Raw genomic sequence first — 26,137 nt, 5'->3', positions numbered from 1 at the left:
TGCTCAGTCTTTATCTCGGGCAAAGCGTAATGCAAAAAACCCTTTTTCTTTTATCAATCTATTTACATGCAGAAAATCCCATAAATCACTTTTTATGCACACAACTGGATAATAAATGAATAATTATTTATCAATTGCCGCATTTACGTGACTAACGTCACATAATTTAGCTTGAAGGGCGTTAAAATAGCGCCATCTTTTCACTCAGCAAGGTGGATTAGAAATGGAAAACAACAACCGCAAAATGGCGCATATTAGGCGCACCACACATATTATGATGATGGCTCATCGCAGCTGCTTTAGCTTTGCCTTCTTTAACTTCAGATAACGCCCCCTCTCGCTTTACCCAAAGCAGCTTGTCACTATTACACCCACATTATTTATCCTGAGAAATCGGGACGGATATGCACTTTAATTTTTCAATAAATCGTGCAAGTGAATAGCTGCATGGCGTAAGCGCCGCATCAGAAAATACAAAAGAGCGAACTCAGGCTGTGCTATTAAGCACTGCCGCGTTCTTCTCTCGCCTTTATTTTATATAAGGTACCCACGATAAGATCACGCATCTTGTCGGTGGAAGACCTTTGCCTGAAGAATGATGAAAATGAATAAATTAAAAATTGCCGCCAATACCAAAACCCTAGGCTGTTTTGAAACTTCTCGCGAAATTGTCGATGTCCATCAGAGCGACTTTAATGATATTGCTGCCATCGTATTGTCAGTAGAAGACGTCACGCAGGGTATGGTGGCGCATCTCGAAGAGATCGGCTTGAATATTCCTGTGTTCGTCGCAGTTTGCTGCGAAGAAGAGTTGGACAACGCCATACTGCCTGCCCTGCATGGCGTATTTGAACTCTGTGGAAAAAACACCCAGTTCTATGGCAAACAGCTGGAAGCCGCAGCGGTTAAATATGAGAGTGAACTGCTGCCTCCTTTCTTTAATACGCTCACGCAGTATGTCGAGATGGGTAATGCGACCTTTGCTTGCCCTGGGCATCAGGGGGGTGAATTTTTCCGTAAACATCCGGCAGGACGCCAGTTCTTTGACTTCTTCGGCGAGACCCTTTTCCGTTCTGATATGTGCAACGCAGACGTGAAGTTGGGGGATTTACTGATTCATGAAGGCGCCCCCTGCGCAGCACAACAGCATGCCGCTAAAGTGTTTAACGCAGATAAAACCTATTTCGTTCTCAACGGCACATCTGCCTCAAACAAGGTCGCGACCAACGCCCTGCTGACACGCGGTGATTTGGTGCTGTTTGACCGTAATAACCATAAATCGAACCACCATGGCGCGCTGATCCAGGCGGGGGCAACGCCGATCTATCTGGAAACTGCCCGTAATCCGTTTGGCTTTATCGGCGGAATCGATGCTCATTGCTTTGAAGAACGCTATTTACGTCAGCAAATCCGCGAAGTCTCCCCTGAACGCGCCAATGAAGCCAGGCCTTTCCGTTTGGCAATCATCCAGTTAGGCACCTACGACGGCACCATTTATAACGCCCGTCAGGTGGTCGATAAAATTGGTCATCTGTGCGATTACATTTTGTTCGACTCTGCCTGGGTTGGTTATGAGCAATTCATTCCAATGATGAAGGACTGCTCGCCGTTGCTGCTTGAGCTCAACGAAAACGATCCGGGGATCATTGTTACTCAGTCTGTCCATAAACAGCAGGCCGGGTTCTCACAAACCTCGCAAATCCACAAAAAAGACAAGCATATCAAGGGGCAAGATCGCTACTGCAACCACAAACGCTTTAACAATGCCTTTATGCTGCATGCGTCCACCAGCCCGTTCTACCCCCTGTTTGCCGCACTGGACGTCAATGCCAAAATGCATGAAGGCAAGAGTGGCCGGCGTCTGTGGAAAGAGTGCGTTCGCGTCGGCATTGAAGCACGCAAGATGCTGCTGGACACCTGCAGCCTAATCAAACCTTTTGTTCCAGACCAAATCGACGGCAAAGCCTGGCAGTCCTATGACACTGAAACGATGGCCAACGACTTGCGTTTCTTCAACTTTGTTCCCGGCGAGAAATGGCACGCCTTTGAAGGCTATGCGGAATCGCAGTATTTTGTCGATCCGTGCAAATTGCTGCTCACTACGCCGGGAATTGATACGGCAAGCGGTCATTATAGCGATTTCGGTATTCCGGCAACCATTTTGGCCAACTATCTGCGCGAAAACGGCATCGTACCGGAGAAATGCGACCTCAATTCTATTTTGTTCTTGCTTACACCGGCCGAAGACATCGCCAAAATGCAGCATTTGGTGGCGCTTATTGCCCGTTTCGAAAAGCATATCGAACAAGACTCTTTAATTAGCGACGTTTTGCCTGCGGTTTATAAAAATAACCAGCAGCGCTATGAAAACTATACCCTTCGCCAGCTCTGCCAAGAAATGCACGACCTCTATGTAAGCTACGACGTTAAGGAACTGCAAAAAGAAATGTTCAGGAAGAGCTATTTCCCTCGTGTAGCCATGAATCCACAGGATGCGAATACCGCATTTGTTCGCGGCAATGTGGAATTAGTCTCGCTGGCAAAAGCCGAAGGCAGAATTGCCGCCGAAGGTGCCTTGCCTTATCCCCCAGGTGTTTTGTGTGTTGTGCCTGGGGAAATTTGGGGTGGTGCTGCACAGCGTTATTTCCTGGCATTGGAAGAAGGCATCAATTTATTGCCTGGTTTCGCACCGGAATTACAAGGCGTGTATATCCAGAAAGATGAAGATGGCTGGAACCGTGCTTACGGTTACGTAATGAAAAATTAAACACCTTACAAGGCGGTGAATACCCTTCACCGCCCAGATCGCATTATAAAAGAGAGAATGATCATGAGTAAGTCTACTAATAAAATGGGGGTCGTGCAGCTAACGATCCTCACCGCAGTGAACATGATGGGTTCTGGCATAATTATGCTGCCGACTAAACTGGCCGAAGTGGGCACAATTTCCATCGTATCCTGGTTGGTCACTGCCATAGGTTCAATGGCGCTCGCTTATGCCTTCGCCAAATGCGGCATGTTCAGCCGAAAATCCGGCGGCATGGGCGGGTATGCCGAATACGCCTTCGGTAAATCGGGGAACTTCATGGCGAATTACACCTACGGTGTATCGCTGTTGATTGCCAATATCGCCATCGCTATTTCCGCCGTCGGCTACGGCACTGAATTGTTTGGCGCCAATCTAAGTCCACTGGGGATCTGTATCGCCACCATTGGCGTGCTGTGGTTAGCGACGGTTGCTAACTTCGGTGGCGCGCGCATTACCGGCAGGATCAGCGGTATCACGGTCTGGGGCGTTATTATCCCGGTCGTGGGGATCTCTATCATCGGCTGGTATTGGTTCAGTGGCAGCGCCTATATCGCCGCATGGAACCCGCATTCGGTACCCACCTTTGAAGCCATTGGGGCTTCTATCTCCATGACCCTGTGGGCGTTCCTGGGCCTTGAATCCGCCTGTGCCAATACTGACGTAGTGGAAAACCCTGAACGGAATGTTCCGATCGCCGTACTCGGCGGCACCCTCAGTGCTGCGGTTATCTATATCGTTTCAACCAACGTCATCGCCGGCATCGTCCCCAACATGGATCTGGCGAATTCGACCGCGCCTTTCGGGTTGGCGTTTTCACACATGTTCAACCCGACGGTCGGTAAGATCATCATGGCATTGATGATCATGTCCTGCGTCGGCTCGCTGCTGGGTTGGCAGTTCACCATTGCGCAGGTGTTCAAATCCTCTGCCGACAGTGGCTTCTTCCCGAAAATTTTCTCAAAACTCAGCAAGGCGGATGCACCGGTTAAAGGCATGCTGACCATTGTTGTCATCCAGAGCCTGTTGTCTCTGATGACCATCAGCCCGTCACTGAATAAACAGTTCAACGTGCTGGTGAATCTGGCGGTGGTGACCAATATCATCCCCTACATCTTGTCGATGGCAGCGCTAATCATTATTCAAAAGGTGGCGAAAGTGCCGGAGAACAAAGCGCGGATCGCCAATATTATCGCCGGTATTGGGGCACTCTACAGCTTCTATGCACTCTACAGTTCCGGCGAAGAAGCCATGATGTGGGGCGCAATTGCCACCTTCCTCGGCTGGACGTTATACGGCATGGTTTCACCGCGCTTTGAAATGGCGGGGAAAAAAGGCTAACGGGCGTCAACTCTGGGTGGCCGGGGATGGGATTACGGCAGGGAACATGCCATCATATTCCGACCTTGGCCACCAACGTTGCTGCTTATCCATGACGGAAACACACTCAGCCTGGCATCTCTACATGCTGCGCATGCCCAGCGGTATGCTATATACCGGCATCACCACCGATGTGGCACGGCGGTTAACGCAACATCAAGCCGGTAAAGGTGCGAAGGCACTGCGAGGGAAAGGGGAACTGGTGCTGGCGTTTCACTGCCTGGTGGGGGATCGCTCGAAAGCATTGAGACTGGAATACCGGGTAAAACAACTGACTAAAATGCAAAAAGAGAGGCTGGTGAGTCACCCGCCTCTTTCATTGGATTATTTACTGCCGGACGTTAATGTTAAAGCCGGTTAAACGGCTCTGAGTACTCAACCAATCCGCTTACGTCGGTCAAGGCATCTTCCGCCAGTGGGTACACCTGGAACGCAGTTTCGGTTCCCGGCCAACGACATTGCAGGCCGTAGGCGGCGGCAGGCTTAAAGCCCAATCGCCCGTAGTAGGCCGGTTCGCCCAGTACGACTACCGCGGCATAGCTGAACTCGTTCAGTGCATCCAACCCCTCGTAAATCAGCTTTTCGCCCAACCCTTGCCGGCGCAGGCTTTCATCTACCGCCAGCGGAGCCAAACCGACCCATTGGCGATCAACGCCTGCGACATCTACCGGGCTGAACGCGGCATAACCCACCACGCCGCCTTCATCGTCGGTGGCGACAATGCCGAGCGTCAGCAGGCCATCTTCGCGCAGTTGTTGCACCAGGTCAGCCTCATCATCACGGCCGAAGGCGCGGCGCAGCAGCGCATCGATCCCCGCGGCATCTACCGGAATTTCTACGCGAATTAGCATGATACCGGCACACGGGAAGTGTGCACCGTGCCCTCCTGCAGCCCTGCTTCCACAAACTCAGCCAGTTGCAGCAGACCCACGCGCAATGGTGTAGGCATAGCTTCCAGCTCAATGGCGTCCATCAGATTTTTTACGTACAGGCCCAATTCGGTATCCCCTTCAATCTGCAGCCGACGCTGAAAGAACAGCGTATCCGGATCTTGCTTACGCGCCGCGATCAGAATCAGATCGTTGGCGTCCCCGCTGAAGCTCACATCAGCCTCGGCGTGTTGGCTGACAACCAGTTTGTCGTTTTCTACCGTCATAAACCAGTGTAGCGCCAGATCGCGAACTTCGATCTTTAACCAGCGCGACTCGAGAAATGCCAGATCGCCATCCGCCAACGCCTGACGGAACTGCCAGCCCAACACCTGTTCCAGAAGTTGACGCTGCAAAACAAACGGCGTGAATTTTAGCGGTACGCGCAGCAGCGACGGCCCCTGGCGCACAATGCGCGCTCGTAATTGTTCCAACACTGTCGTTCACTCCTTTCAATACAGACTCGCACTATTTTGCCACAATGACGCGCGGCTGAAGCGCTCTATATCAACAAATAGTGCATTTCACCGCCAACGTTATCAATACGCCAGAAGCTGCCCCAAATCAAAGCCTGTTCATCGCGCTTTCACTAAAATTGCCTCCCGATTAGCGTTTGCCGGTTGGAAACGGTCACCGGCAACCATTGTGACAGCCTACGCCCGTCACGGGTGTGCGGCTGAGTCAGGATAAATCTATGGAGCTGCTTTGTCCCGCCGGTAATCTGCCGGCCCTGAAGGCTGCGGTGGATAACGGCGCAGATGCCGTGTACATCGGCCTGAAAGATGATACTAACGCGCGCCACTTTGCCGGCCTTAACTTCACCGAGAAAAAGCTGCAGGAAGCGGTCGACTACGTGCACCGCCACAACCGTAAACTGCACATTGCCATCAACACATTCGCCCACCCGGACGGTTATGCCCGCTGGCAGCGCGCAGTAGACATGGCGGCACAATTGGGTGCCGACGTGTTGATCCTGGCTGATTTGGCCATGCTGGAATACGCCGCCGAACGTTACCCGCAGCTTGAGCGTCATGTGTCAGTGCAAGCCTCCGCCACCAATGAAGAGGCAATCCGCTTTTACCAACGCCATTTTGATGTCGGCCGGGTCGTCCTGCCGCGCGTGTTGTCGATGCATCAGGTCAAGCAGTTGGCACGTACCAGCCCAGTACCACTGGAAGTCTTCGCCTTCGGCAGCCTATGCATCATGGCCGAAGGACGCTGCTACCTCTCTTCTTATCTGACGGGGGAGTCGCCCAATACCGTCGGTGCCTGCTCGCCGGCACGCTACGTGCGCTGGCAACAAACGCCTCAAGGTATGGAGTCACGCCTGAACGGCGTGTTGATCGACCGTTACCGGGATGATGAGAATGCCGGCTACCCTACCCTGTGTAAGGGCCGCTATTTAGTCGACGACGTGCGTTATCACGCGCTGGAAGAACCCACCAGCCTCAATACGCTGGAGCTGCTGCCAGAGCTGCTGGCCGCCAATATTGCCTCTGTGAAGATCGAAGGTCGCCAGCGCAGCCCGGCCTATGTCAGCCAGGTTGCCCGCGTTTGGCGTCAGGCCATTGACCGCTGTCAGGCCGATCCGGCTGCCTATCATGCTGATGCCGGCTGGATGGAAGCCCTTGGGGCGATGTCTGAAGGTACGCAAACGACGCTCGGTGCCTATCACCGCAAATGGCAGTAGCAGGAGGAAACATGAAATACGCATTAGGCCCGGTGCTGTACTACTGGCCGAAAACCGAGGTCGAAGATTTTTACCGGCAAGCGGTGAGCAGCAGCGCAGAGATTATTTACCTCGGCGAAAGTGTCTGTACCAAACGGCGCGAGATGAAGGTCGGTGATTGGCTCGCGTTGGCACAAGAGATCGCCCGCAGCGGTAAACAGGTGGTGATCTCCACGCTGGCGCTGTTGCAGGCCCCCTCTGAGCTGAACGAGCTCAAACGCTATGTGGAAAACGGGGAATTCCTGATTGAGGCCAACGATTTAGGCAGTGTGAACATGGCGGCAGAACGTGGCCTGCCGTTCATCGCCGGCCATGCCCTAAACTGCTACAACGCCTATACCCTGCGCCTGCTGCACCGTCAGGGCATGATGCGCTGGTGTATGCCCGTTGAATTGTCACGTGACTGGCTGGCTAAACTGCTGGAACAGTGCGATGAACTGGGTTTCCGCCAGCAGTTTGAGGTTGAAGTGCTGAGTTATGGTCACCTGCCGCTGGCCTATTCTGCACGCTGCTTTACCGCACGCTCGGAAGATCGCGCCAAGGATGAATGCGAAACCTGTTGTATCAAATACCCGCAGGGGCGAATGATGCGCTCGCAGGAACAGCAGCAGGTGTTCGTGCTCAATGGCATTCAGACCATGAGTGGTTACTGCTACAACCTGGGTAACGAGTTGGCCAGTATGCAGGGATTAGTGGATATCGTGCGCCTGTCTCCGCAGAGCACGGAGACGTTGGCGCTGGTCGAGCGCTTCCGCGCCAACGAGCAAGGTGCACAGCCGCTGGCTTTGACCAATCACGCCGACTGCAACGGCTACTGGCGCCGGGTGGCGGGGCTGGAATTGGTGTCTTAGCGAGGTAAGCGCCGGCGGCACTCTGCCGCCGGTGTTGGTTTACGCCGTACGTTTCTCCTGTTTTCTCTGCAGCATTCCTCACTTTGCCGCCTTCAATCACCCGCTTTACGCGCCATTATCTGTTTTGTTCACTGTGCTTCTTGATTAATTCATTTGAATGAATTAATTTTTTAGACGACATTCAATAAATGAGATGAGGAGTAACGACATGCTGACACGCCCTGAACCGTTATCTCTGGCCGAGCGCGACCGCCGCTGGCAGTTGGCGCGGGACATTATGCAGGCGGAAGATCTTGCGGCCCTGATCGTCTATGGCGACCGGGAAGCGGCCGCCCCTGCCGGTTTCGCACCGGATTGCTACTTCACCAACGATCGTCCCGGTTCGATCGTCGTTTTCGTCGGCGATGAATCACCACGCATTTACACCTTCGCTTCAATGATGGTGGCCGACCACCTGCAGGCCTCGTTGCGCGGCGATCTACAGTGGGTCGGTGCGGAACAGCTGTTCGTCGGTAAAACCGGCCGCGATGTCGGTGCCTGGCTGGCCGAGCGCCGTTTAGCAGGAACCCGCATCGGCATCATCGGGCTGGAACCATACCCCCCCTTCTACTTCGACGGCGCCATGCCGGCCCGCACGCTGCAGGGGTTGACGGAGGCGCTCCCAACGGCCAATTGGATACCGGTCTACCGCGAATTCTTCCGGCGCGCCTCGGTAAAAAGCGAGGAGGAATTGCTGCTGGTACGCTATGCCGCACACATCGGCGAAGCCATGAGCGAAACATTGCGAGCCACTGCCAGCCCCGGCGTTTCCGAAGCCGATCTGGTGGCAGCGGTGACGGCGACCTGCTTCTCGATGGGCGGTTATACTGCAGAGCTGCTGTTGGGATCCGGCCCCGAATACGTCGGTTGGGGGCCACCGGCCTGGCAATATCGCGCTCAGGCGCCACGGGTTCTGCAAGAAGGCGATTTGGTGTTGTCGGAGATCTTCGCGCTGTACGGTATGATGGAAACCCAGCATCAGGCCGCCGTCGCCATCGGCGAGGTACACCCCGATATTCTGAGCGCTGCGGCGATCGCCAGAGCGAGTTATGAGGCGGGATTAGGCGCGCTACGAACGGGTAACACCTTCGGCGATGTGGTCGACGCCATGGAACAACCGCTGCTGGCCGCCGGTGGCTGGCACGTGCATCCGCTGATCCATAGCCTTAATCCCTATGGTCCGGTCGGTTTCGGCACCGCGCCCGGCATAGAGTCTCTCCCCGAAGCCGCCCGTTATGCGCAGCTCAGGCGTTTGCCTACCGTGGGGCGTGAACTGCCGCTGCAAGCGGGCATGTGCTTCGCTTTTGAACCCAACTGTGCTTTCGGCAGGCATATGGCCAACATCGGTGGTACGGTATTGGTGGGTGAAACAGGCGGCGTGGCACTGAATGAGAACTCAACCCGGCTGATGTTCGCAGGCGGCTAACATCGATAATCAGGAGACAATGTTTCAATGCAGAATCAGGACAGGCTCAATGAGCGTACCCGCGAAACCCAGGAACGTCTTATCCGGGCAGGCTTGAGCCTGTTCAGCAAACATGGGCTCGAAGGCGTGCGCACCCGCCAACTTGCCGAAGCGGCAGGGGTGAATCAGTCCGCCATTCCCTACCATTTTGGCGGCAAGGAGGGCGTCTATCTGGCGGTGCTGGAACATGTAGCCGGTAGCATTGTCGCTCATTTGGCCTTCCCGCGCCGCCTACTCGCCGGGCAAACCCCGGCGGAAGGGTTACGGACATTGATGCAAGATTTCGTTACCGCCTTGCTGGGGTCGGAAACATCTGCGGCAAGCAGCCTTTTGTTGGTACGTGAACAGCTCCAGCCCAGTACGGATTTCGATGCTCTGCATACCCGTTTATTCTCACCGCTGCATCATGCCGTGAGCGAGCTGGTCACGGCGATCCGCTCCGACCGACCTGACCTGAAAGAGAATATCCTGCGCGCGCACGCGATACTCGGCCAGGCGTTATCCTTCGCCATCGCGCGAGAGGCGCTGTTGCGAAGGCTGGGAGAAAACGCGCTGTCGCCACAGGATATCGCGCAGATCGCCGCTCTGGTTGGCACGATGTCAGTCGCCGCCGCGCAAGGCTGAACGCGGCGGCATCGGTTACGCCCGCCGTTTCCTGAACATCCCGCGCAACGCCACGCTGTTGCGAATAAAGCCCACACCGAAGCCCAACAGGGTGTAAATGATCCCCAGCACCAGCAGCATCACTACGTCACCCCCGACTTCGTTCAACGAAAGCCCCATCTGGTTAACCCCCGCAACGGCTTTGGTCGCCCAAGTGGAGGGAATACAATAGGAAATCGCCCGCACCCAGCCCGGCATCGCCTGCAGCGGCCAGATGGTACCGGAGAGGTAGAATATTGGCGTGGTAATAAAGGCCAGCGTCAGGTAGATCATCTCTACGCTGCGCAGACACTCGGTCACCAGCTTGCCCAGCCCCAATACCGCCAGCAAAAACGGGAACGTCAGCAGCAGAATTTCCGCAATGCCCGCGGTTTGCCGGTAGCCAAGCACCCATGGCCACAGCACAAACAGCACGATAGACAAAAATAACCAGATAGGCAGCAACGCCGTCAGCCCCCCCAGATGTGCTGCCAGCGGTGCTTTCCCACCAGGCATGCTCTTCATGGCAATACTGACTCGCACACAGGCAATCAACAGCGAGTGCTGTAGAAGCATCACCAACAGGCCGGGGAAGATAATTGCCGCAAAGCTGATACCTGGGTTGAACACATCCAACGTCTGCCCCACTATCGGCGTCAGGATCACCTGCGCCTGGCGCTCACTGAAGCCGCTGCGCAGCAGCAGCCCGTTGTTGTACTGGGTCAGCAGTTGCTGATAGGCCGCCACGACGTCCTGCTGGATCTGGCCATTCGCCAGGCGGTTGGTCGCATCGCCGTAAACCGGCACCACGATATTTTGGCCGCTCAGGATCTTCTTCTCCAGATCCACCGGCATGATGATCACCGCGAACAGCTTGCGCCAACCGAGATCGCGCTGTGCCTGTTCCAGGCTGTCGTAGGTCACGATGGCGATTTTCGATGTGGCGTCCAGTTGACGGATAAGTTGACGGCTGGCAGTGCTGTGATCCTGATCGATAACACCCACCGGCAAATCCCATACCGTGCGGTTGGCATAGACCATACTCATCACGCACAGCGACAGGATCAACATCAGCCACATCGGCCGCTCAAGCATCCCGAGCAGCACCCGGACGAAAGTTTGCCAATAGAGCTTCATCCTGCGCTCCCTTCTTTTTGCAGCCGCACCAAGAGCCGGTTGCGCACCAACAGCCCAGCCACCAGCGGATAAATCGACAGCAACGCACAAACGCTGAAAATGGCACTGGCCGGCACCTGCCGCAGGAACACGTCAAACATCGCGTACAGTGCGTGGGTCAGCGGCTCGATATTGGAGATAATACGCGCAGGCAGCGGCATCGACAGTTCCGGCACCGCCATGCCCGAGAAGGTCAAAGCAATACTCACCAAAATGGCGATCAGGCTGTAAGCGGTGATGGTCGTGCTGGTGAAGGTAAATAACAGCAGGCCAATGCTTTGCGCCGCCATGACATAGAAAAAAGCGATCATCAGCATGAACAGCGGATTGCCGCTGACGCGAGCATCAAAAATACCGACCAGCGCGGCAATCTCCACCATCAGCAAACTGGTGAAACAAAGGGTATAGGGCGCCAGTTTACCGAGCAGTGCCAAGCTGAACGGGCGGGCTTTCAATAGCGATTTACTGCGCGCCAAAACGTAGATCGTGCAGGTCACCACAAACAGCTGCAGTAAATGGATGGTGGCGGCAAACTGCTGGTAATAGATGTAACTGCCGCTGGCGTTAAACAAGCTGCCATAGGATAACGTCACGTCCGCCAAAGGCGGCAGCGTCTTACCCATCTCACCCGCGATAATACTGCGGTAGCTGGCGTTAATCTCAGCCATCAACCCGCTGAAATCCTGGGTGGAATACAGACCGGCACCGTAAAACAACGCGTTGTAGTACATCACTACGCTGGGCTGCTTGCCTGCCAGCGCGTTGGCTTCAAAATCCGGTGGCACATACAGTAGTGCGTAATCTTGCGCACTGCGCAGACGATGCAGCGACTCAGCCAACCCACCGTTATAAGCTTCAACATGGGCATGTGAACCAGCATCCAACCTTCGGGTCAACGACTTGGACAATGAGCTGTGATCGTTATCCACCACCGACACGGGCAGATCCAGCAAGGTCCCTTCCGAAAAGTTACTGCTGATCAGCCCAAACAGGATCAACGGAAAGATCCAGCTTAGCCAGTGTACAACCGGGCTGCGGAAGGCCATGCGACATTCGTTATCGAATGCGTGGCTAAAACAGCGCCAACCGGCCCTTACTCTTTCCATAGCCATAAGCTGCTCATCCCTGGACGCAAGCCTTCCACCGGTTGTGACGGATACAGACGCACTTCAAACGTTTTCAGATCGAAGTCACCGGTAGCGCGCGTGGCGCGTTTGGTGGCGTAATCACCCAGTGGGGCGATATAGCGTACTTCGGCTTCAATCATTTTGTCCTTCAGCGCCGGTACACGCATTTTGATCTTATCGCCCTTGCGAACATGGGCCAAAATGTCTTCGCGCAGGTTGAACACGAAATAGGCGTCAGGAATGCGGATCAACGTCAACAGCGGGCTACCGGCGTTCAACAGTTCCCCGACCTCTGCCGGAATAGGCCCCACTTCACCATCGACCGGCGCTAACACCTGCAAATCGTCCGTCTGTGCTTTGACTTGCAGCAGATTTTCTTCCGCCGCCCGCAACGCCGCCGCGTATTGTTGCCGCAGTTCGATACGGTCACCGTTGGTGCCTTCATCCAGATTGGCTTTGGCCGCTTGCACCTGCTGGAAGGCGGTATCACGCGCACGGCGTGAGCTGTCCAGCTCAGACTTCGAAATATAGCCTTTGCCAGATACGCTCAAGTTACGGTTGTAATCGTTCTGCGCATTACGGTATTGCGCTTCAGCCTGCGCCAGATTGGCACGCAAGTTGCGGATGCTTTCTTCACGCGTCCCGTGCAACGACTGATCGAGCTGCGCCTTGGCTTCGTCCCGCGTCGCCTGTGCAGAGCGCAGCTGGGCCATCAGCTCTGGGCTGTCGAGCTGAATCATCACCTGCCCGACCTTCACGTCGTCACCGCGTTCCACCAAACGTTCTACGACCCGCCCCTTGGCCTTAGACGCCACAATCACCTCGGGTGCGTCCACTTCCCCTTGCAGCAGCAGGTCTTGGTTATGGGCACGGAACAAAATCGCCATGGCGATCGCTACCACCATCAATAGCAGGGTAAACAATGTCTTTTTTTTCATTATCTCAGCTCCCTGAGCGGTAAGCGGCAGGCGGAAATCAACACGTCCATATTTCAATAAGCTCCCAAAAAACCATTTTTATCATAAGGATATTACAAGCACATATATCCTCTTTTATAACCATAAATTGGATTATGCTTTTAACACTAAAAGCACATTCTGCTTTGTAGTTTGCAGATCCCTGCAATCGCCCTTTAAGCGATCAACTCTTTGATGGACGATGACATGACTGAAAAAACTGCGGTACCGGTTTCGGTACTGGATTTATCTCCCATCCCGCAAGGGGCCAAACCGCGTGATGCGTTTCATGCCTCTTTAGATTTAGCACAACACGCCGAGAAATGGGATTACCAACGCTATTGGCTGGCTGAACACCACAATATGACCGGCATCGGCAGCGCGGCAACGTCGGTGCTGCTGGGTTATCTCGCGGCCGGCACCCAAAGCATTCGTCTTGGTTCCGGCGGCGTAATGCTGCCTAACCATTCGCCGTTGGTGATCGCCGAACAATTCGGTACGCTGGAATCGCTGTACCCTGGGCGTATCGATTTGGGCCTTGGTCGCGCCCCCGGCACCGATCAGCGCACCATGATGGCGCTGCGCCGCCATCTGTCCGGCGAAGTGGATAACTTCCCTCGCGACGTACAAGAACTGCAACATTACTTCTGCGATGCGCAGCCAGGACAGCCGGTGCAGGCCGTCCCCGGGCAAGGATTACATGTACCGCTCTGGCTATTGGGCTCCAGCCTGTATAGCGCCCAACTGGCAGCCAAGCTCGGCCTGCCATTTGCTTTCGCGTCCCACTTTGCGCCGGAGATGCTGTTCCAGGCACTGAACCTGTACCGCGATAATTTCAAGGCCTCCGAACAATGCCAACACCCGCACGCCATGGTATGCGTCAACGTGGTGGCTGCCGACAGCGATGCCGATGCGCGCTTCCTGTTTACCTCGATGCAGCAGCAATTTATTAATCTGCGCCGCGGCTCGCCGGGCCCGCTGCCAGCGCCAGTGGACAATATCCACGCGCTGTGGACAGCCGGGGAGCAATACGGGGTCGATCAGGCGTTGCGCATGTCGATTGTCGGGAATGAAAGCACGGTTCGTAACGGATTGCAGACATTACTGCGCGAAACCGGCGCGGATGAAATCATGGTCAACGGCCAGATTTTTGATCATCAGGCACGGCTACATTCGTTTGAGATTGTTGCCGCAGTCAAAGGCGATCTGGTGAAAGGCTAAACGACTCGGGCGCCTGCACGGCGCCCTCATTTTATCAGCGCTGGATTAAATAACGGATGGTCGGCCCGTCCTGTTGGATATCCAGCACCTTGTAGCCATGGTTGCGCGCATCGAGAGGAATGTTGTTGATCGACTGCGGGCAATCGCTGATTACCTCCAGGATTTCCCCCGGCTTCAACTGCGGCATCGCCTCCAGCGTCGCCACCGCCGGATAAGGACAAGGCTCGCCGAGCATATCCAGCCGGTAATCCGGCACTATCGCCGCTTGCTTCATGACACACTCCTTAAATTAACCACCTGCGCATTGGGTTTCGCGCGGAAAAAACGCTTCTCCCACCACAGCATCGCGGCAAATGCCAATGCCAGCAGCAGGTAGGTCACAAGCAACCCTCCGATAGGACCGAAGGTATCGAGTAAATTGACTTTGTCGTAATCCGTCGCCAATGCCGGGGCCAAATCATCCCAATAGTAAGCCAACAGCGTGGCCCCGATAATATTACCCAGCCCGACCCACCAATAGTGGACTTGCCCTTCCACCGCCCGATACATCCAGCCGGTTTCACAACCACCGGCCAGCACGATGCCAAAGCCGAACAGCAGGCCGCCGAGTACCGCATTCGGGCCGGCCCACATGATTTTCGGCGCCACACCCAGTTGCACATAACTGAAAATGCCAATGGCGCTGACCGCCATGCCGATGATGATCGCTTTTGCCATATGAGTACGTCCGGTGATCCATAAATCACGAAACGCCGAGGTAAAGCAGATCTGTGCGCGTTCAATCAACAGGCCAAAACCGATACCAAACAACATGGCAATACCCAGCTTCGGCGCATCAAATAACGTCCACAATGACCAGGCAATCGACAGGAAGAAAATCACCATCCCCAAACGGAAGCGGCGACGAGCCTGCTCCGGCTTTTGCGTCAATGGTGCGGCAGCCTTCACTTTCTGTAATTTTATCGGGATGCGGAACATGGGCAACAGGGTAAATTTAGCGCCAAAGTAAGAGCCCGCGGCGGTTGCCAACGCGAAGAACCAAGCGTGGAGCGAGAACTGAGGAATACCGGTAAAGAACGCAGCCAGATTGCAACCCATCGCGAGACGCGCCCCAAAACCGGCGATAATACCGCCCAGCAGCGCTTGTACAATACGGATACGATGCTGCGGCTGCCGCAGCTTGATGTTATTGGCCCACAGCGCCGCAGCGATACAGCCGGCGAACATGCCGATGATCATCCGGCCATCAATGCGTTGCAGCGGCGTCCCCTCAAGGCCAATGACTTTGAAGTAACCCCATTGTTCAGGGTGGAAACCAAACCATTGCAATACATGGCCGCCCCAACGGGTAAATTCCCCCGTTACCGCCCAGAAGGTACCGGTCAGGCCGAAGTAATAGGTAGAAAGGATCCCCGCAGCAATCACCGCGGGTAAAGGTGCCCAAAAACGCACCAGGTATTGAGACTTAAACTGCTGCCAACTCATGGCATCTCCCGTGCATAGTATCCATAAGAAAAAACCTTATAAATGATACGCCATTTTCCTGCACTTCATGGTGAATTTCAGGCATAAAAAAACCAGCCCGAAGGCTGGTTTTTAGTCCGACTCACCGCGAACGGTTAAATCAGGCGTTATGCATCACCGAAGCGACGACGTGGTGTAGCCGGAGCGGCGTCATCACGACGTGGTGCGCGCTGGCCATCACGGTTGAAGTTGCCGCCACGACGCTCGCCACCGTTGCCAGCAGGTGCAGCAGCACCGCCTTCACGACGATCACCGAAAGAACGACGGCCTGGGTTTGCCCCTTCACGACGTTCGCCGTTGAATGGACGACCACCGCCACGACGCTCGCCGTTACCGGCAGAAGCTGGACGCTCACGACGCTCATGCGGCTGTGCATCACCCAGCAGTTGCATGTTCATCGGTTTGTTCAAGATACGGGTACGGGTGAAGTGAGACAGGATCTCGCCCGGCATACCTTTTGGCAGCTCAATAGTAGAGTGGCCAGCGAACAGCTTGATGTTACCGATGTAACGGCTGCTGATGTCGCCTTCGTTAGCGATCGCGCCAACGATATGACGAACTTCCACGCCATCATCACGGCCCACTTCAATGCGGTACAGCTGCATTTCGCCAACGTCACGACGTTCACGACGTGGACGCTCAGCGCCACCATCACGGCTGTCTGGACGTGAATCACGACGACGGTCGTTACCACGATCGTCACGGTCGTTGAATTCACGACGTTGACGCGGTTTGAATACAGGATCCGGTGGCAGAATCAGAGGACGTTCACCCTGGGCCATTTTCAGCAGTGCTGCGGCCAGCGTTTCCATTTCCAGCTCTTCTTCCGGCTGCAGTTTAGCCAGCAGTGCGCGGTACATGTCCAGATCGCTGCTTTCCAGCTGTTGCTGTACTTTAGCGGCGAACTTGGCCAGACGACGCTCACCCAGCAGTTCTGCATTTGGCAGTTCTACTTCTGGAATGGTCAGCTTCATGGTGCGTTCGATGTTGCGCAGCAGGCGACGTTCGCGGTTTTCTACGAACAGCAGCGCACGGCCGGCACGACCAGCACGGCCGGTACGGCCGATACGGTGAACGTAAGACTCTGAATCCATAGGGATATCATAGTTTACAACCAGGCTGATACGCTCAACGTCCAGGCCACGAGCCGCAACGTCGGTCGCGATCAGAATGTCCAGACGGCCACTCTTCAGACGCTCCAGGGTTTGCTCACGCAGGGCCTGGTTCATGTCACCGTTCAGCGCGGCGCTGTTGTAGCCACTGCGCTCCAGCGCTTCAGCCACTTCCAGGGTCGCGTTTTTGGTACGAACGAAAATAATCGCCGCATCAAAATCTTCAGCTTCCAGGAAACGCACCAGCGCTTCGTTTTTACGCATGCCCTGTACAGTCCAGTAACTCTGGCTGATGTCCGGACGGGTAGTGATGCTGGATTGGATGCGCACTTCCTGCGGCTCTTTCATAAAGCGGCGGGTAATGCGACGGATCGCTTCCGGCATAGTTGCAGAGAACAGCGCGGTCTGATGTTCAGCCGGGATCTCCGCCATGATGGTTTCTACGTCTTCGATAAAGCCCATGCGCAGCATTTCGTCGGCTTCATCCAGCACCAGACCGCTCAGGTTAGAGAGGTTCAGGGTGCCACGCTTCAGGTGGTCCAACAGACGGCCTGGAGTCCCTACTACGATTTGCGGGCCCTGACGCAGAGCGCGCAGCTGCACGTCATAACGCTGGCCGCCGTACAGGGCCACGACGTTAACGCCATGCATGTGTTTAGAGAAATCGGTCATCGCTTCAGCAACCTGAACCGCCAGTTCGCGGGTCGGTGCCAGCACCAGGATCTGAGGTGCTTTCAGGGAAGCGTCAAGGTTGTGCAACAGTGGCAGCGAGAATGCTGCAGTTTTACCGCTACCGGTCTGTGCCATGCCCAGCACATCACGGCCGTTCAACAGGTGAGGAATACACTCAGCCTGGATCGGTGACGGTTTTTCGTAGCCCAGATCGGTCAGGGCAGAAATGATAGGAGCAGACAGCCCCAGGTCAACAAAAGAGGTTTCAAGCTCAGTAGTCATGTACACGTGCCTCATTAATAATGGCAGCCAGTCTACATAACTCGTCGAGAAAATTTTCAGTCATTTTCATTGAAAAGTGTGAACCGGCTCAAATTAGATTATAAAACGAACAAAAAAGCCCTCGCCCGTAAAGGCGATAACTTTGGCGGTAAAACCAATGTCAATCAGGCTGATTACCCTTCATCTTCCAAGCTGCTGTGTTAGCTGCTCTCCCTCATCCTCGTCACTTAGTGAACTAAGCTCCCAGGGATTCGTTAGATTGCCGCCTTGCCGCAACGTGAAATCTTTTGGGTAGAGGTGTTCGTCAGCTATTGCTGGTCCGATTCCGATAGGTCGTCTTGTTCTTGGCCCAACAGCGCCAATTCCAACAATGCATAGCGGTGCTCAACGAAATTATGAACGTTGTTAGCAACCGTCAGTTTGAACAGCGCCGAAGCGGTGTCCTTGTCCCCCAGACTTAGGTAATGTTTACCTAAATAGAAGTCAGTTTCACTGAGATGCTCAGCGAGCGAAGTGTTATCCGTTGCATCTGCCTTGAGGCGTTCCATCAGCGTTTTTTCGCTAATGTTGCCCAGGTAGAATTCGACAATATTCCATCCCCATTGCCCTCGGTTCGCTTTGTCATAACGCTGCTGGAGCGCTACGTCAGCCTTCTTGGGATCGATTTCTCTTTCCACAAGATACAGCCACAACGAACGGAAGGGATCGTTTGGGTCGTCTTGATAAAACGCCTGCAGATCATCCTGCGCCAACGGGAAGCGGCCGCCATAATACAGTGCGATGCCCCGGTTTAAACGCGCGTAATTGTAAGTTGGATCAAGCTCTAGTACAGAATCAAACGCTTCATAGGCAGCATCAAAATTGCCTGCCTGCGTTAAGTAAATGCCCAGGTAGTTGAAAACTTCTGGCATATCAGGACGTATTGCTAGCGCTTGCGAGAAATCATTGCGCGCTAATGCACGTAGCCCGAGGCTATCATACAACACACCGCGCTCATATAAAAGCTGCGCACGCTCATCGTCCGTCAGTGCCCGGCTGGCAAGTATTTGTTCCATGCGCGCCAGGATCACTTCCTGCTGCAGAGTTGGCTGCAACGGGATTGCCAAAACTTCGTCTTTACGCCAATCATGGTTGCTGCATCCTGCCAGCATGAGTGCTGTCGCAACGTAACACCAGCGCAAGAAAGGCTTCATTTCCCACTCCCGAAGACAAACATTGGATGAACGTCCTGTCATCCGTTTGCTAATACGCAGGCATCCTACCCGCGCGATACGAACAGCTCCCAACCCCATGGCGGGGAGCTGTAAATCTATCTATACAGTTTTTCTACTTATTCTGCTTCAGGCGCAGGTGAACCTGCTTCTGGTGCGGTCGCTTCTTTGATGCTCAGACGCACACGGCCCTGACGGTCAACTTCCAGTACCTTCACAGGCACTTCCTGACCCATTTGCAGATAGTCGGTCACTTTCTCAACACGCTTGTCAGCGATTTGAGAGATGTGAACCAGGCCTTCTTTACCGCCGCCGATCGCCACGAATGCGCCGAAATCAACGATACGGGTAACTTTACCCTGGTAAATACGGCCAACTTCGATCTCAGCAGTGATCTCTTCGATGCGGCGAATAGCGAATTTCGCTTTCTCACCGTCGGTAGCAGCGATTTTAACTGTACCATCATCTTCGATTTCGATGGTAGTGCCGGTCTCTTCAGTCAACGCACGGATGACAGAACCGCCTTTACCAATCACGTCTTTGATCTTATCCGGGTTAATGCGGATAGTATGAATACGTGGTGCAAACTGAGAGATATCGCCACGCGGAGTGCTGATAGCCTGTTCCATCACGCCCAGGATGTGCAGACGTGCGCCCTTGGCTTGGTTCAGTGCCACCTGCATGATTTCGCGGGTGATGCCTTCAATTTTAATGTCCATCTGCAGCGCAGTGATACCGTCGCGGCTACCGGCCACTTTGAAGTCCATGTCGCCCAGGTGGTCTTCGTCACCCAGAATGTCGGACAGAACAACAAAGTTGTCTTGTTCTTTCACCAGGCCCATTGCGATACCCGCAACAGCAGCCTTGATTGGCACACCTGCGTCCATCAGCGCCAGAGAAGCGCCACAGACTGAAGCCATGGAAGAAGAACCGTTAGATTCGGTGATTTCAGAAACCACACGCACCGTGTACGGGAAATCTTCTGCTTTAGGCATCATAGCTAATACGCCACGTTTCGCCAGGCGACCGTGACCAATTTCACGACGTTTAGGCGAACCCACCATCCCAGTCTCACCAACGGAGTACGGAGGGAAGTTGTAGTGGAACAGGAAGCTGTCGGTCTTCTCGCCCATCAGCTCATCCAGATTCTGTGCATCACGGGCAGTACCCAGCGTTGCAGTAACCAGAGCCTGAGTTTCACCACGGGTGAACAGTGCGGAACCGTGAGTACGCGGCAGAACGCCAGTGCGCACGTCCAGGCCACGAATCATGTCTTTTTCACGGCCATCGATACGCGGTTCGCCACGCAGTACGCGGCTACGAACGACGTTTTTCTCAACGCTGCCCAGGATGTCCTGAATTTCAGACACGTCCAGAGTTTCGTCTTGCGCCAGCAGGGTTTCAACAACGCTGCTCTTAATCGCATCTACCTGAGCATAGCGCTCTTGTTTCTCGGTGATGTGATAAGCGTCGCCCAGACGGGCTTCTGCCAGTTCTGCAACGCGCGCGTGCAGCGCTTCGTTGATGGCAGGTGCCTGCCAATCCCACTTAGGTTTGCCCGCTTCAGCAACCAGAGAATTGATGTTCTCGATAACAACCTGCTGTTGTTCGTGGCCAAATACCACCGCGCCCAACATTTGATCTTCGCTCAGAACGTCTGCTTCGGATTCAACCATCAGCACTGCACCAGCGGTACCCGCAACCACCAAGTCCAGGCTGCTTTCTTTCAGCTCGTCGGTGGTTGGGTTCAGCACGTACTGGCTGTTAATGTAACCGACGCGCGCTGCACCGATTGGGCCATTGAACGGAATACCGGACAGGCTCAGGGCTGCAGAGGCACCGATCATCGCAACGATGTCTGGGTTAACCTGTGGGTTTACAGAAACAACGGTCGCAATCACCTGAACTTCGTTCAGGAAGCTGTCTGGGAACAGTGGGCGGATTGGGCGGTCAATCAGACGTGAAGTCAGCGTTTCGCCTTCGCTCGGGCGGCCTTCACGACGGAAGAAGCTGCCTGGGATACGACCAGCAGCGTAGGTACGCTCCTGATAGTTAACAGTCAATGGGAAGAAGCTCTGGCCTGGTTTGGCTTTTTTCTGGCCAACCACGGTAACGAATACGGCGGTGTCATCCATGCTCACCATAACAGCGGCAGTGGCCTGACGAGCCATCATGCCCGTCTCAATAGTGACGGTATGCTGGCCATACTGGAATTTGCGAATGATCGGTGTCAGCAAAATTATATCCTTTGATTAGGCGCGCAATCGTATTGACGACTCGACACGCCAGTGACTCGACTTGCCTTCTCACTACATCCTCGCGACTAATGACAATCCTTATCTCAAGCCTGAGACAAAGCCTCTCATTAGCCGCGCGAACCTCTGTAATGGAAGATCCTATTTGGAAACATCAGTAATACATTAACCTGATTTGCTTATGCTTCCTAGAAGAAAGGGGCCAAAATAGGCCCCTTTCCACTGAAACTCGCTAGATTAGCGACGCAGACCCAGACGCTCGATCAGGCTGGTGTAACGTGCTACATCTTTACGCTTCAGGTAGTCCAGCAGCTTACGACGCTGAGAAACCATACGCAGCAGACCACGACGGCTGTGGTGATCTTTTTTGTGCTCTGAGAAGTGGCCTTGCAGATGGTTGATCTGCGCAGTCAACAGGGCAACCTGAACTTCGGAAGAACCGCTGTCGTTAGTACCACGACCGAAATCAGCTACGATTTTAGCTTTAGCTTCAACACTTAGAGACATTGTCATACTCCAGAATTATAGATAATAAATACAGGCGCCGATCTCTAATTCAGCAACCCAATGCATAAGCTGCGCCATTCTACTCTTAGCGCAGTGCGATCGCAAGGCAGCGCGCTTTCTACCCTCAGTCGAAATATTCGACGACCAAGCGGCGCGGCGCCACACGACCATCATCGGCAATATCACCCACGCCGATAAATTTACGTTCTTCACCTTCAGTGATGCGCACCATACCTGAAGCCGGTGCACCGGCGACCTGTACCGGCTGCCCCTGCTTGACGTAACCCGCAACAACGGGCAGCAGGTTCACTTCCGGGTAGTTTTCAACCGGGCTATCCATCGGCATCAGCAGCGGATCGAGCAATTCTGCCGGCGCGATTTCCTGCGCCTGGGCTTGCTCCATCAGTGCGTTCAACTGCTCCAGCGTGACCATGCGTTCGGTCGGATAGGTCGCCACCTGCAGACGACGCAGGTAGATCACATGCGCACCGCAGCCTAACAGCTCGCCGAGGTCATCGGTGATGGTGCGGATGTAAGTGCCTTTTGAGCAGTGAATCTCCAGCTCCAGCTCATCCCCTTCCCAGCGAATAAATTGCAGCTCGTAAACGGTAATGCTGCGTGCTTCACGTGGGACTTCAATACCCTGGCGTGCATACTCATAGAGTTTCTTGCCTTGATACTTCAGCGCTGAGTACATCGAAGGCACTTGCTTGATATCGCCACGGAAGCTTTCAAGCGCTACGTCAAGCTGGGCTTGGGTGAAATTCACCGGACGCTCTTGCACGATTTGACCATCGGCATCCGAAGTATCCGTACGCTGCCCAAGACGGGCGATAACACGATAACGTTTATCGGAGTCGAGCAGGAACTGTGAAAACTTGGTCGCCTCACCGAGACAGATCGGCAGCATACCGGTCGCCAGCGGATCGAGCGCACCCGTGTGGCCCGCGCGGTTGGCGTTATAGAGACGTTTTACTTTTTGCAGGGCGTCGTTGGATGACAAGCCCTGCGATTTGTCCAACAGCAGGACACCGTGGATATCACGGCCGCGGCGACGAGGGCGACTCATTAAGCCTCCTCTTCATCGCCTGATGCGGAACGGCGTTCGACGTCCTTCTTCACGACGTTGGTGACCAGGTTAGACATGCGCATGCCTTCAACCAGGGAGTTGTCGTACGCGAAGGTCAACTCTGGAACGACACGCAGGCGCATAGCTTTACCCAGCAGCGTGCGGATATAACCGGAAGCGTCTTGCAATGCTTTAATGCCGTTAGGCACCAGTTCCGGATCGGCGTTTTCGGTCAACACGTTCAGGAAGGTGACATAAACTTTGGCGTAGGCCAAATCACGAGAAACTTCTACACCAGAAACGGTAGCCATCCCGATACGCGGATCTTTGACTTCACGCTGCAGAATGATAGCAATCTCTTTTTGCATCTCTTGTGCCACGCGCTGACCGCGGCTGAATTCTTTTGCCATTTTGGATTCTCCAGACAAATCGGGGGGCACAAGGCCCCCCAGAACAGACTTAAGCAGATGTGCTAGCGTTAAGCGATGGTGCGTTGGATCTCGATGATTTCGAACACTTCGATCATGTCGCCGACGCGCACGTCGTTGTAGTTCTTAACGCCGATACCACATTCCATGCCGTTACGGACTTCGTTAACGTCATCTTTGAAGCGGCGCAGGGATTCCAGCTCGCCTTCATAGATAACCACGTTGTCGCGCAGAACGCGGATTGGGTTGTGACGCTTGATGTTACCCTCGGTAACCATACAACCTGCAATGGCACCAAATTTAGGGGATTTGAACACGTCACGTACTTCGGCCAGGCCGATAATCTGCTGCTTGTACTCAGGCGCCAACATACCGCTCATCGCCTGCTTCACTTCGTCGATCAGGTTATAGATCACGGAGTAGTAACGCAGATCCAGGCTTTCTGCTTCAATCACGCGGCGCGCAGAAGCGTCGGCACGGACGTTGAAGCCCAGGATGATGGCGTTGGAAGCGGCTGCCAGCGTTGCGTCGGTTTCAGTGATACCACCGACACCGGAGCCAACAATCTTCACTTTCACTTCGTCGGTAGAGAGTTTCAGCAGTGAATCCATAATGGCTTCACAAGAACCCTGTACGTCAGATTTCAGTACGATGTTCAGCTCAGAAACTTCACCGTCGGTCATGTTCGCAAACATGTTTTCCAGTTTAGATTTCTGCTGACGCGCCAGTTTAACTTCACGGAACTTGCCTTGACGGTACAGCGCAACTTCACGCGCTTTCTTCTCGTCACGCACAACAGTCGCTTCATCACCGGCAGCAGGAACGCTGGACAGGCCCAGGATCTCAACCGGAATAGAAGGACCCGCAGAGGTCACTTCACGACCCAGTTCGTCACGCATCGCACGTACGCGGCCGTATTCGAAACCACACAGAACGATATCGCCTTTATTCAGCGTACCTTCTTGTACCAGTACGGTAGCAACCGGACCACGACCTTTATCCAGGAAGGATTCGATAACCACGCCGCTTGCCATGCCGCTGCGAACTGCTTTCAGTTCAAGCACTTCAGACTGCAACAGGATTGCGTTCAGCAGTTCGTCGATACCGGTACCGGCTTTCGCAGATACATGGACGAACTGTGCTTCGCCGCCCCACTCTTCCGGCATAACGCCGTACTGGGACAGTTCCTGCTTAACGCGGTCTGGATCAGCTTCTGGCTTGTCAATCTTGTTCACTGCAACAACCAACGGCACCTGCGCTGCTTTCGCATGCTGGATAGCTTCGATGGTTTGCGGCATCACGCCGTCGTCGGCAGCAACAACCAGAACAACGATGTCAGTCGCCTGAGCACCACGGGCACGCATTGAGGTAAACGCTGCGTGGCCTGGGGTATCCAGGAAGGTGATCATGCCGTTTTCGGTTTCTACGTGGTAAGCACCGATATGCTGGGTAATACCGCCGGCCTCGCCTGCTGCCACCTTGGTGGAGCGGATGTAGTCCAGCAGAGAAGTTTTACCGTGGTCAACGTGGCCCATGATGGTCACAACTGGCGCACGTGGCTCAGCAGCGGCACCGGTATCACGATCGCTCATCAGCGCTTCTTCCAGCTCGTTCTCACGACGCAGGATAACTTTGTGGCCCATCTCTTCGGCAACCAGCTGTGCGGTTTCCTGATCGATGACCTGGTTGATAGTGGCCATTGCGCCCAGTTTCATCATCGCTTTGATGACCTGAGAGCCTTTAACCGCCATCTTGTTAGCCAGTTCAGCTACGGTGATGGTTTCACCGATCACAACGTCACGGTTAACCACTTGAGCCGGCTTGTTGAAGCCCTGCTGCAGAGTGCTTGGCTTACGCTTGCCTTTACCACCACGGGTAACGGCGCGCGCTTCTTCACGGTCTGCTTTAGACTCGGAAAGCTTGTTGCCTTTCTTCTGCTTGGTTGCTTTACCGCCACGCGTACGGCTGCGGCGTTCGCCTTCAACTTTAGCGTCGTTTTCGTCTTCGGCTGCACGGGCGTGCTGAGAGGTGGTCACGTGGTAGTCGGCTGTTTCAACCGCAGCGCTTGCTGCTTCAGCTTCGGCCCACTTCTCACCGTTCTCTTCGGCCATGCGGCGCGCTTCTTCCGCGACACGTTTGGCGTCTTCTTCAACCTTACGTCGTACTTCCTCTTCCGCTTTACGTTTCAGTTCGGCGGCTTCGGCTTCACGGCGTGCTTTTTCTGCCTGAGCTGGCTTGGTCATTTCGTCGGTATGTTGATTCGTCACTTTTTCTTTTTCCGCTGAATTACGCTTAGCAATCTCCGCGGCCTCACGTTTGGCTTGCTCTTCGGCTACGCGCTTTGCTTCTGCTTCGCGTTTCGCTAGCTCTTCTGCTGCGCGCTGTGCCTGCTCTTCCGCTTCACGCTGTGCCTGCTCTGCCGCTTCAGCCTGTTGGGCTTCTGGCGTATCGCGATTTACATAAGTGCGTTTCTTGCGGACCTCAATTTGCACCGATTTACTTTTACCGCCGGTGCTCGGAATATTCAAGGTGCTGCGCGTTTTGCGCTGCAACGTGAGCTTACCCGGCGCACTACCGTGTTCACGGTTCAAGTGCGCCAGTAAAGCTTCTTTCTCATGTTGGGTTACAGAGTCTGTCTCAGACTTGTTAATCCCTGCATCAGCAAACTGCTGTACCAGGCGATCAACTGGAGTCTGAATCTCTGCTGCCAGCGATTTTACGGTTACATCTGTCGTCATGCTGTTCCTTCCTGCTAC

General features: G+C 54.4%; 23 protein-coding genes. 9 read left to right on the top strand and 14 right to left on the bottom strand.

Going from position 1 to position 26,137, the window contains the following annotated elements; all coding sequences use genetic code 11:
- Nucleotides 1-223: 223 nt before the first annotated feature.
- The 4 genes from speFL (at nucleotide 224) to JOE25_RS09365 (ending at nucleotide 4,547) form a co-directional block, all read left to right on the top strand.
- Complete coding sequence (gene speFL, locus JOE25_RS09380) at nucleotides 224-328, top strand: leader peptide SpeFL (protein ID WP_112363015.1); 105 nt, start codon at nucleotides 224-226, stop codon at nucleotides 326-328.
- Between the two features lie 276 nt (nucleotides 329-604).
- Complete coding sequence (gene speF / locus JOE25_RS09375; RefSeq protein WP_209634387.1) at nucleotides 605-2,767, top strand: ornithine decarboxylase SpeF; 2,163 nt, start codon at nucleotides 605-607, stop codon at nucleotides 2,765-2,767.
- Between the two features lie 63 nt (nucleotides 2,768-2,830).
- On the top strand, nucleotides 2,831-4,147 hold the full coding sequence (potE, locus tag JOE25_RS09370; RefSeq protein ID WP_209634385.1) for a putrescine-ornithine antiporter: 1,317 nt from the start codon (nucleotides 2,831-2,833) through the stop codon (nucleotides 4,145-4,147).
- A 91-nt stretch (nucleotides 4,148-4,238) separates the two neighbouring features.
- On the top strand, nucleotides 4,239-4,547 hold the full coding sequence (locus JOE25_RS09365; protein WP_209635266.1) for a GIY-YIG nuclease family protein: 309 nt from the start codon (nucleotides 4,239-4,241) through the stop codon (nucleotides 4,545-4,547).
- Here JOE25_RS09365 and JOE25_RS09360 read toward each other — a convergent pair.
- Together JOE25_RS09360 and JOE25_RS09355 are read right to left on the bottom strand one after the other, a co-directional pair.
- Nucleotides 4,534-5,037 carry an N-acetyltransferase gene (locus JOE25_RS09360; protein WP_209634383.1) on the bottom strand — a complete coding sequence of 168 codons (504 nt, stop codon included), beginning with the start codon at nucleotides 5,035-5,037 and terminating at the stop codon, nucleotides 4,534-4,536. The genes JOE25_RS09365 and JOE25_RS09360 overlap by 14 nt on opposite strands.
- A complete protein-coding gene (locus JOE25_RS09355; protein WP_209634381.1) occupies nucleotides 5,031-5,552 on the bottom strand; it encodes an SCP2 domain-containing protein in 522 nt (173 codons plus the stop codon). The genes JOE25_RS09360 and JOE25_RS09355 overlap by 7 nt, the downstream gene beginning before the upstream one ends.
- 257 nt (nucleotides 5,553-5,809) lie before the next feature.
- On the opposite strand from JOE25_RS09355, the gene JOE25_RS09350 reads away from it, so the two are divergent.
- From JOE25_RS09350 to JOE25_RS09335, 4 genes are all read left to right on the top strand, one after another.
- Nucleotides 5,810-6,805 (top strand): peptidase U32 family protein, encoded by a 996-nt coding sequence (locus JOE25_RS09350; RefSeq protein ID WP_209634379.1) that lies wholly within the window; start codon nucleotides 5,810-5,812, stop codon nucleotides 6,803-6,805.
- Between the two features lie 11 nt (nucleotides 6,806-6,816).
- Nucleotides 6,817-7,695 (top strand): U32 family peptidase, encoded by an 879-nt coding sequence (locus tag JOE25_RS09345; RefSeq protein WP_209634377.1) that lies wholly within the window; start codon nucleotides 6,817-6,819, stop codon nucleotides 7,693-7,695.
- 208 nt (nucleotides 7,696-7,903) lie between these two features.
- Entirely contained in the window at nucleotides 7,904-9,160 is a 1,257-nt protein-coding gene (locus tag JOE25_RS09340) for a M24 family metallopeptidase (protein ID WP_209634375.1), read from the top strand.
- A 27-nt stretch (nucleotides 9,161-9,187) separates the two neighbouring features.
- Nucleotides 9,188-9,823 (top strand): CerR family C-terminal domain-containing protein, encoded by a 636-nt coding sequence (locus tag JOE25_RS09335; RefSeq protein ID WP_209634373.1) that lies wholly within the window; start codon nucleotides 9,188-9,190, stop codon nucleotides 9,821-9,823.
- Between the two features lie 15 nt (nucleotides 9,824-9,838).
- On the opposite strand, the gene JOE25_RS09330 is transcribed toward JOE25_RS09335, so the two are convergent.
- The 3 genes from JOE25_RS09330 to JOE25_RS09320 are packed head-to-tail and all read right to left on the bottom strand — an operon-like array spanning nucleotide 9,839 to nucleotide 13,082.
- Nucleotides 9,839-10,978 (bottom strand): ABC transporter permease, encoded by a 1,140-nt coding sequence (locus tag JOE25_RS09330; protein WP_209634371.1) that lies wholly within the window; start codon nucleotides 10,976-10,978, stop codon nucleotides 9,839-9,841.
- Nucleotides 10,975-12,129: an ABC transporter permease gene (locus tag JOE25_RS09325; RefSeq protein ID WP_209634369.1), complete on the bottom strand. Its 1,155-nt coding sequence runs from the start codon at nucleotides 12,127-12,129 to the stop codon at nucleotides 10,975-10,977. The genes JOE25_RS09330 and JOE25_RS09325 overlap by 4 nt, the downstream gene beginning before the upstream one ends.
- The gene (locus JOE25_RS09320) at nucleotides 12,111-13,082 is read right to left on the bottom strand and encodes an efflux RND transporter periplasmic adaptor subunit (protein WP_209634367.1); all 972 of its coding nucleotides are present in this window, start codon (nucleotides 13,080-13,082) and stop codon (nucleotides 12,111-12,113) included. The genes JOE25_RS09325 and JOE25_RS09320 overlap by 19 nt, the downstream gene beginning before the upstream one ends.
- A gap of 225 nt (nucleotides 13,083-13,307) precedes the next feature.
- Between JOE25_RS09320 and JOE25_RS09315 the strand changes: the two genes are divergently transcribed.
- On the top strand, nucleotides 13,308-14,321 hold the full coding sequence (locus JOE25_RS09315) for a luciferase-like monooxygenase (protein WP_209634364.1): 1,014 nt from the start codon (nucleotides 13,308-13,310) through the stop codon (nucleotides 14,319-14,321).
- A 34-nt stretch (nucleotides 14,322-14,355) separates the two neighbouring features.
- Here JOE25_RS09315 and yedF read toward each other — a convergent pair whose 3' ends face one another.
- From yedF to infB, 9 genes are all read right to left on the bottom strand, one after another.
- A complete protein-coding gene (gene yedF / locus JOE25_RS09310) occupies nucleotides 14,356-14,595 on the bottom strand; it encodes a sulfurtransferase-like selenium metabolism protein YedF (protein WP_004952879.1) in 240 nt (79 codons plus the stop codon).
- Nucleotides 14,592-15,806, bottom strand: a complete 1,215-nt coding sequence (yedE, locus tag JOE25_RS09305) for a selenium metabolism membrane protein YedE/FdhT (protein WP_209634362.1) — start codon at nucleotides 15,804-15,806, stop codon at nucleotides 14,592-14,594. Before yedE ends, yedF begins: the two co-directional genes overlap by 4 nt.
- Before the next feature lie 146 nt (nucleotides 15,807-15,952).
- On the bottom strand, nucleotides 15,953-17,911 hold the full coding sequence (locus JOE25_RS09300) for a DEAD/DEAH family ATP-dependent RNA helicase (RefSeq protein ID WP_209634360.1): 1,959 nt from the start codon (nucleotides 17,909-17,911) through the stop codon (nucleotides 15,953-15,955).
- A 308-nt stretch (nucleotides 17,912-18,219) separates the two neighbouring features.
- Nucleotides 18,220-19,104 (bottom strand): lipoprotein NlpI, encoded by an 885-nt coding sequence (nlpI, locus tag JOE25_RS09290; RefSeq protein ID WP_012004952.1) that lies wholly within the window; start codon nucleotides 19,102-19,104, stop codon nucleotides 18,220-18,222.
- 137 nt (nucleotides 19,105-19,241) lie between these two features.
- Complete coding sequence (gene pnp / locus JOE25_RS09285; RefSeq protein ID WP_209634358.1) at nucleotides 19,242-21,359, bottom strand: polyribonucleotide nucleotidyltransferase; 2,118 nt, start codon at nucleotides 21,357-21,359, stop codon at nucleotides 19,242-19,244.
- Nucleotides 21,360-21,614: 255 nt separating this feature from the next.
- Complete coding sequence (gene rpsO / locus JOE25_RS09280; protein ID WP_012004950.1) at nucleotides 21,615-21,884, bottom strand: 30S ribosomal protein S15; 270 nt, start codon at nucleotides 21,882-21,884, stop codon at nucleotides 21,615-21,617.
- 124 nt (nucleotides 21,885-22,008) lie between these two features.
- Nucleotides 22,009-22,953: a tRNA pseudouridine(55) synthase TruB gene (gene truB / locus JOE25_RS09275; RefSeq protein ID WP_209634356.1), complete on the bottom strand. Its 945-nt coding sequence runs from the start codon at nucleotides 22,951-22,953 to the stop codon at nucleotides 22,009-22,011.
- The gene (gene rbfA, locus JOE25_RS09270) at nucleotides 22,953-23,363 is read right to left on the bottom strand and encodes a 30S ribosome-binding factor RbfA (protein WP_209634353.1); all 411 of its coding nucleotides are present in this window, start codon (nucleotides 23,361-23,363) and stop codon (nucleotides 22,953-22,955) included. Before rbfA ends, truB begins: the two co-directional genes overlap by 1 nt.
- A gap of 68 nt (nucleotides 23,364-23,431) precedes the next feature.
- The gene (infB, locus tag JOE25_RS09265) at nucleotides 23,432-26,119 is read right to left on the bottom strand and encodes a translation initiation factor IF-2 (RefSeq protein ID WP_209634351.1); all 2,688 of its coding nucleotides are present in this window, start codon (nucleotides 26,117-26,119) and stop codon (nucleotides 23,432-23,434) included.
- Nucleotides 26,120-26,137 lie beyond the last annotated feature (18 nt).

This window comes from Serratia sp. PL17 (assembly GCF_017832355.1).
Classification (GTDB): Bacteria; Pseudomonadota; Gammaproteobacteria; order Enterobacterales; family Enterobacteriaceae; genus Serratia.
The sequence above is the reverse complement of the archived record's forward strand: the minus strand, read 5'-3'. Positions and strand labels throughout refer to the sequence as shown.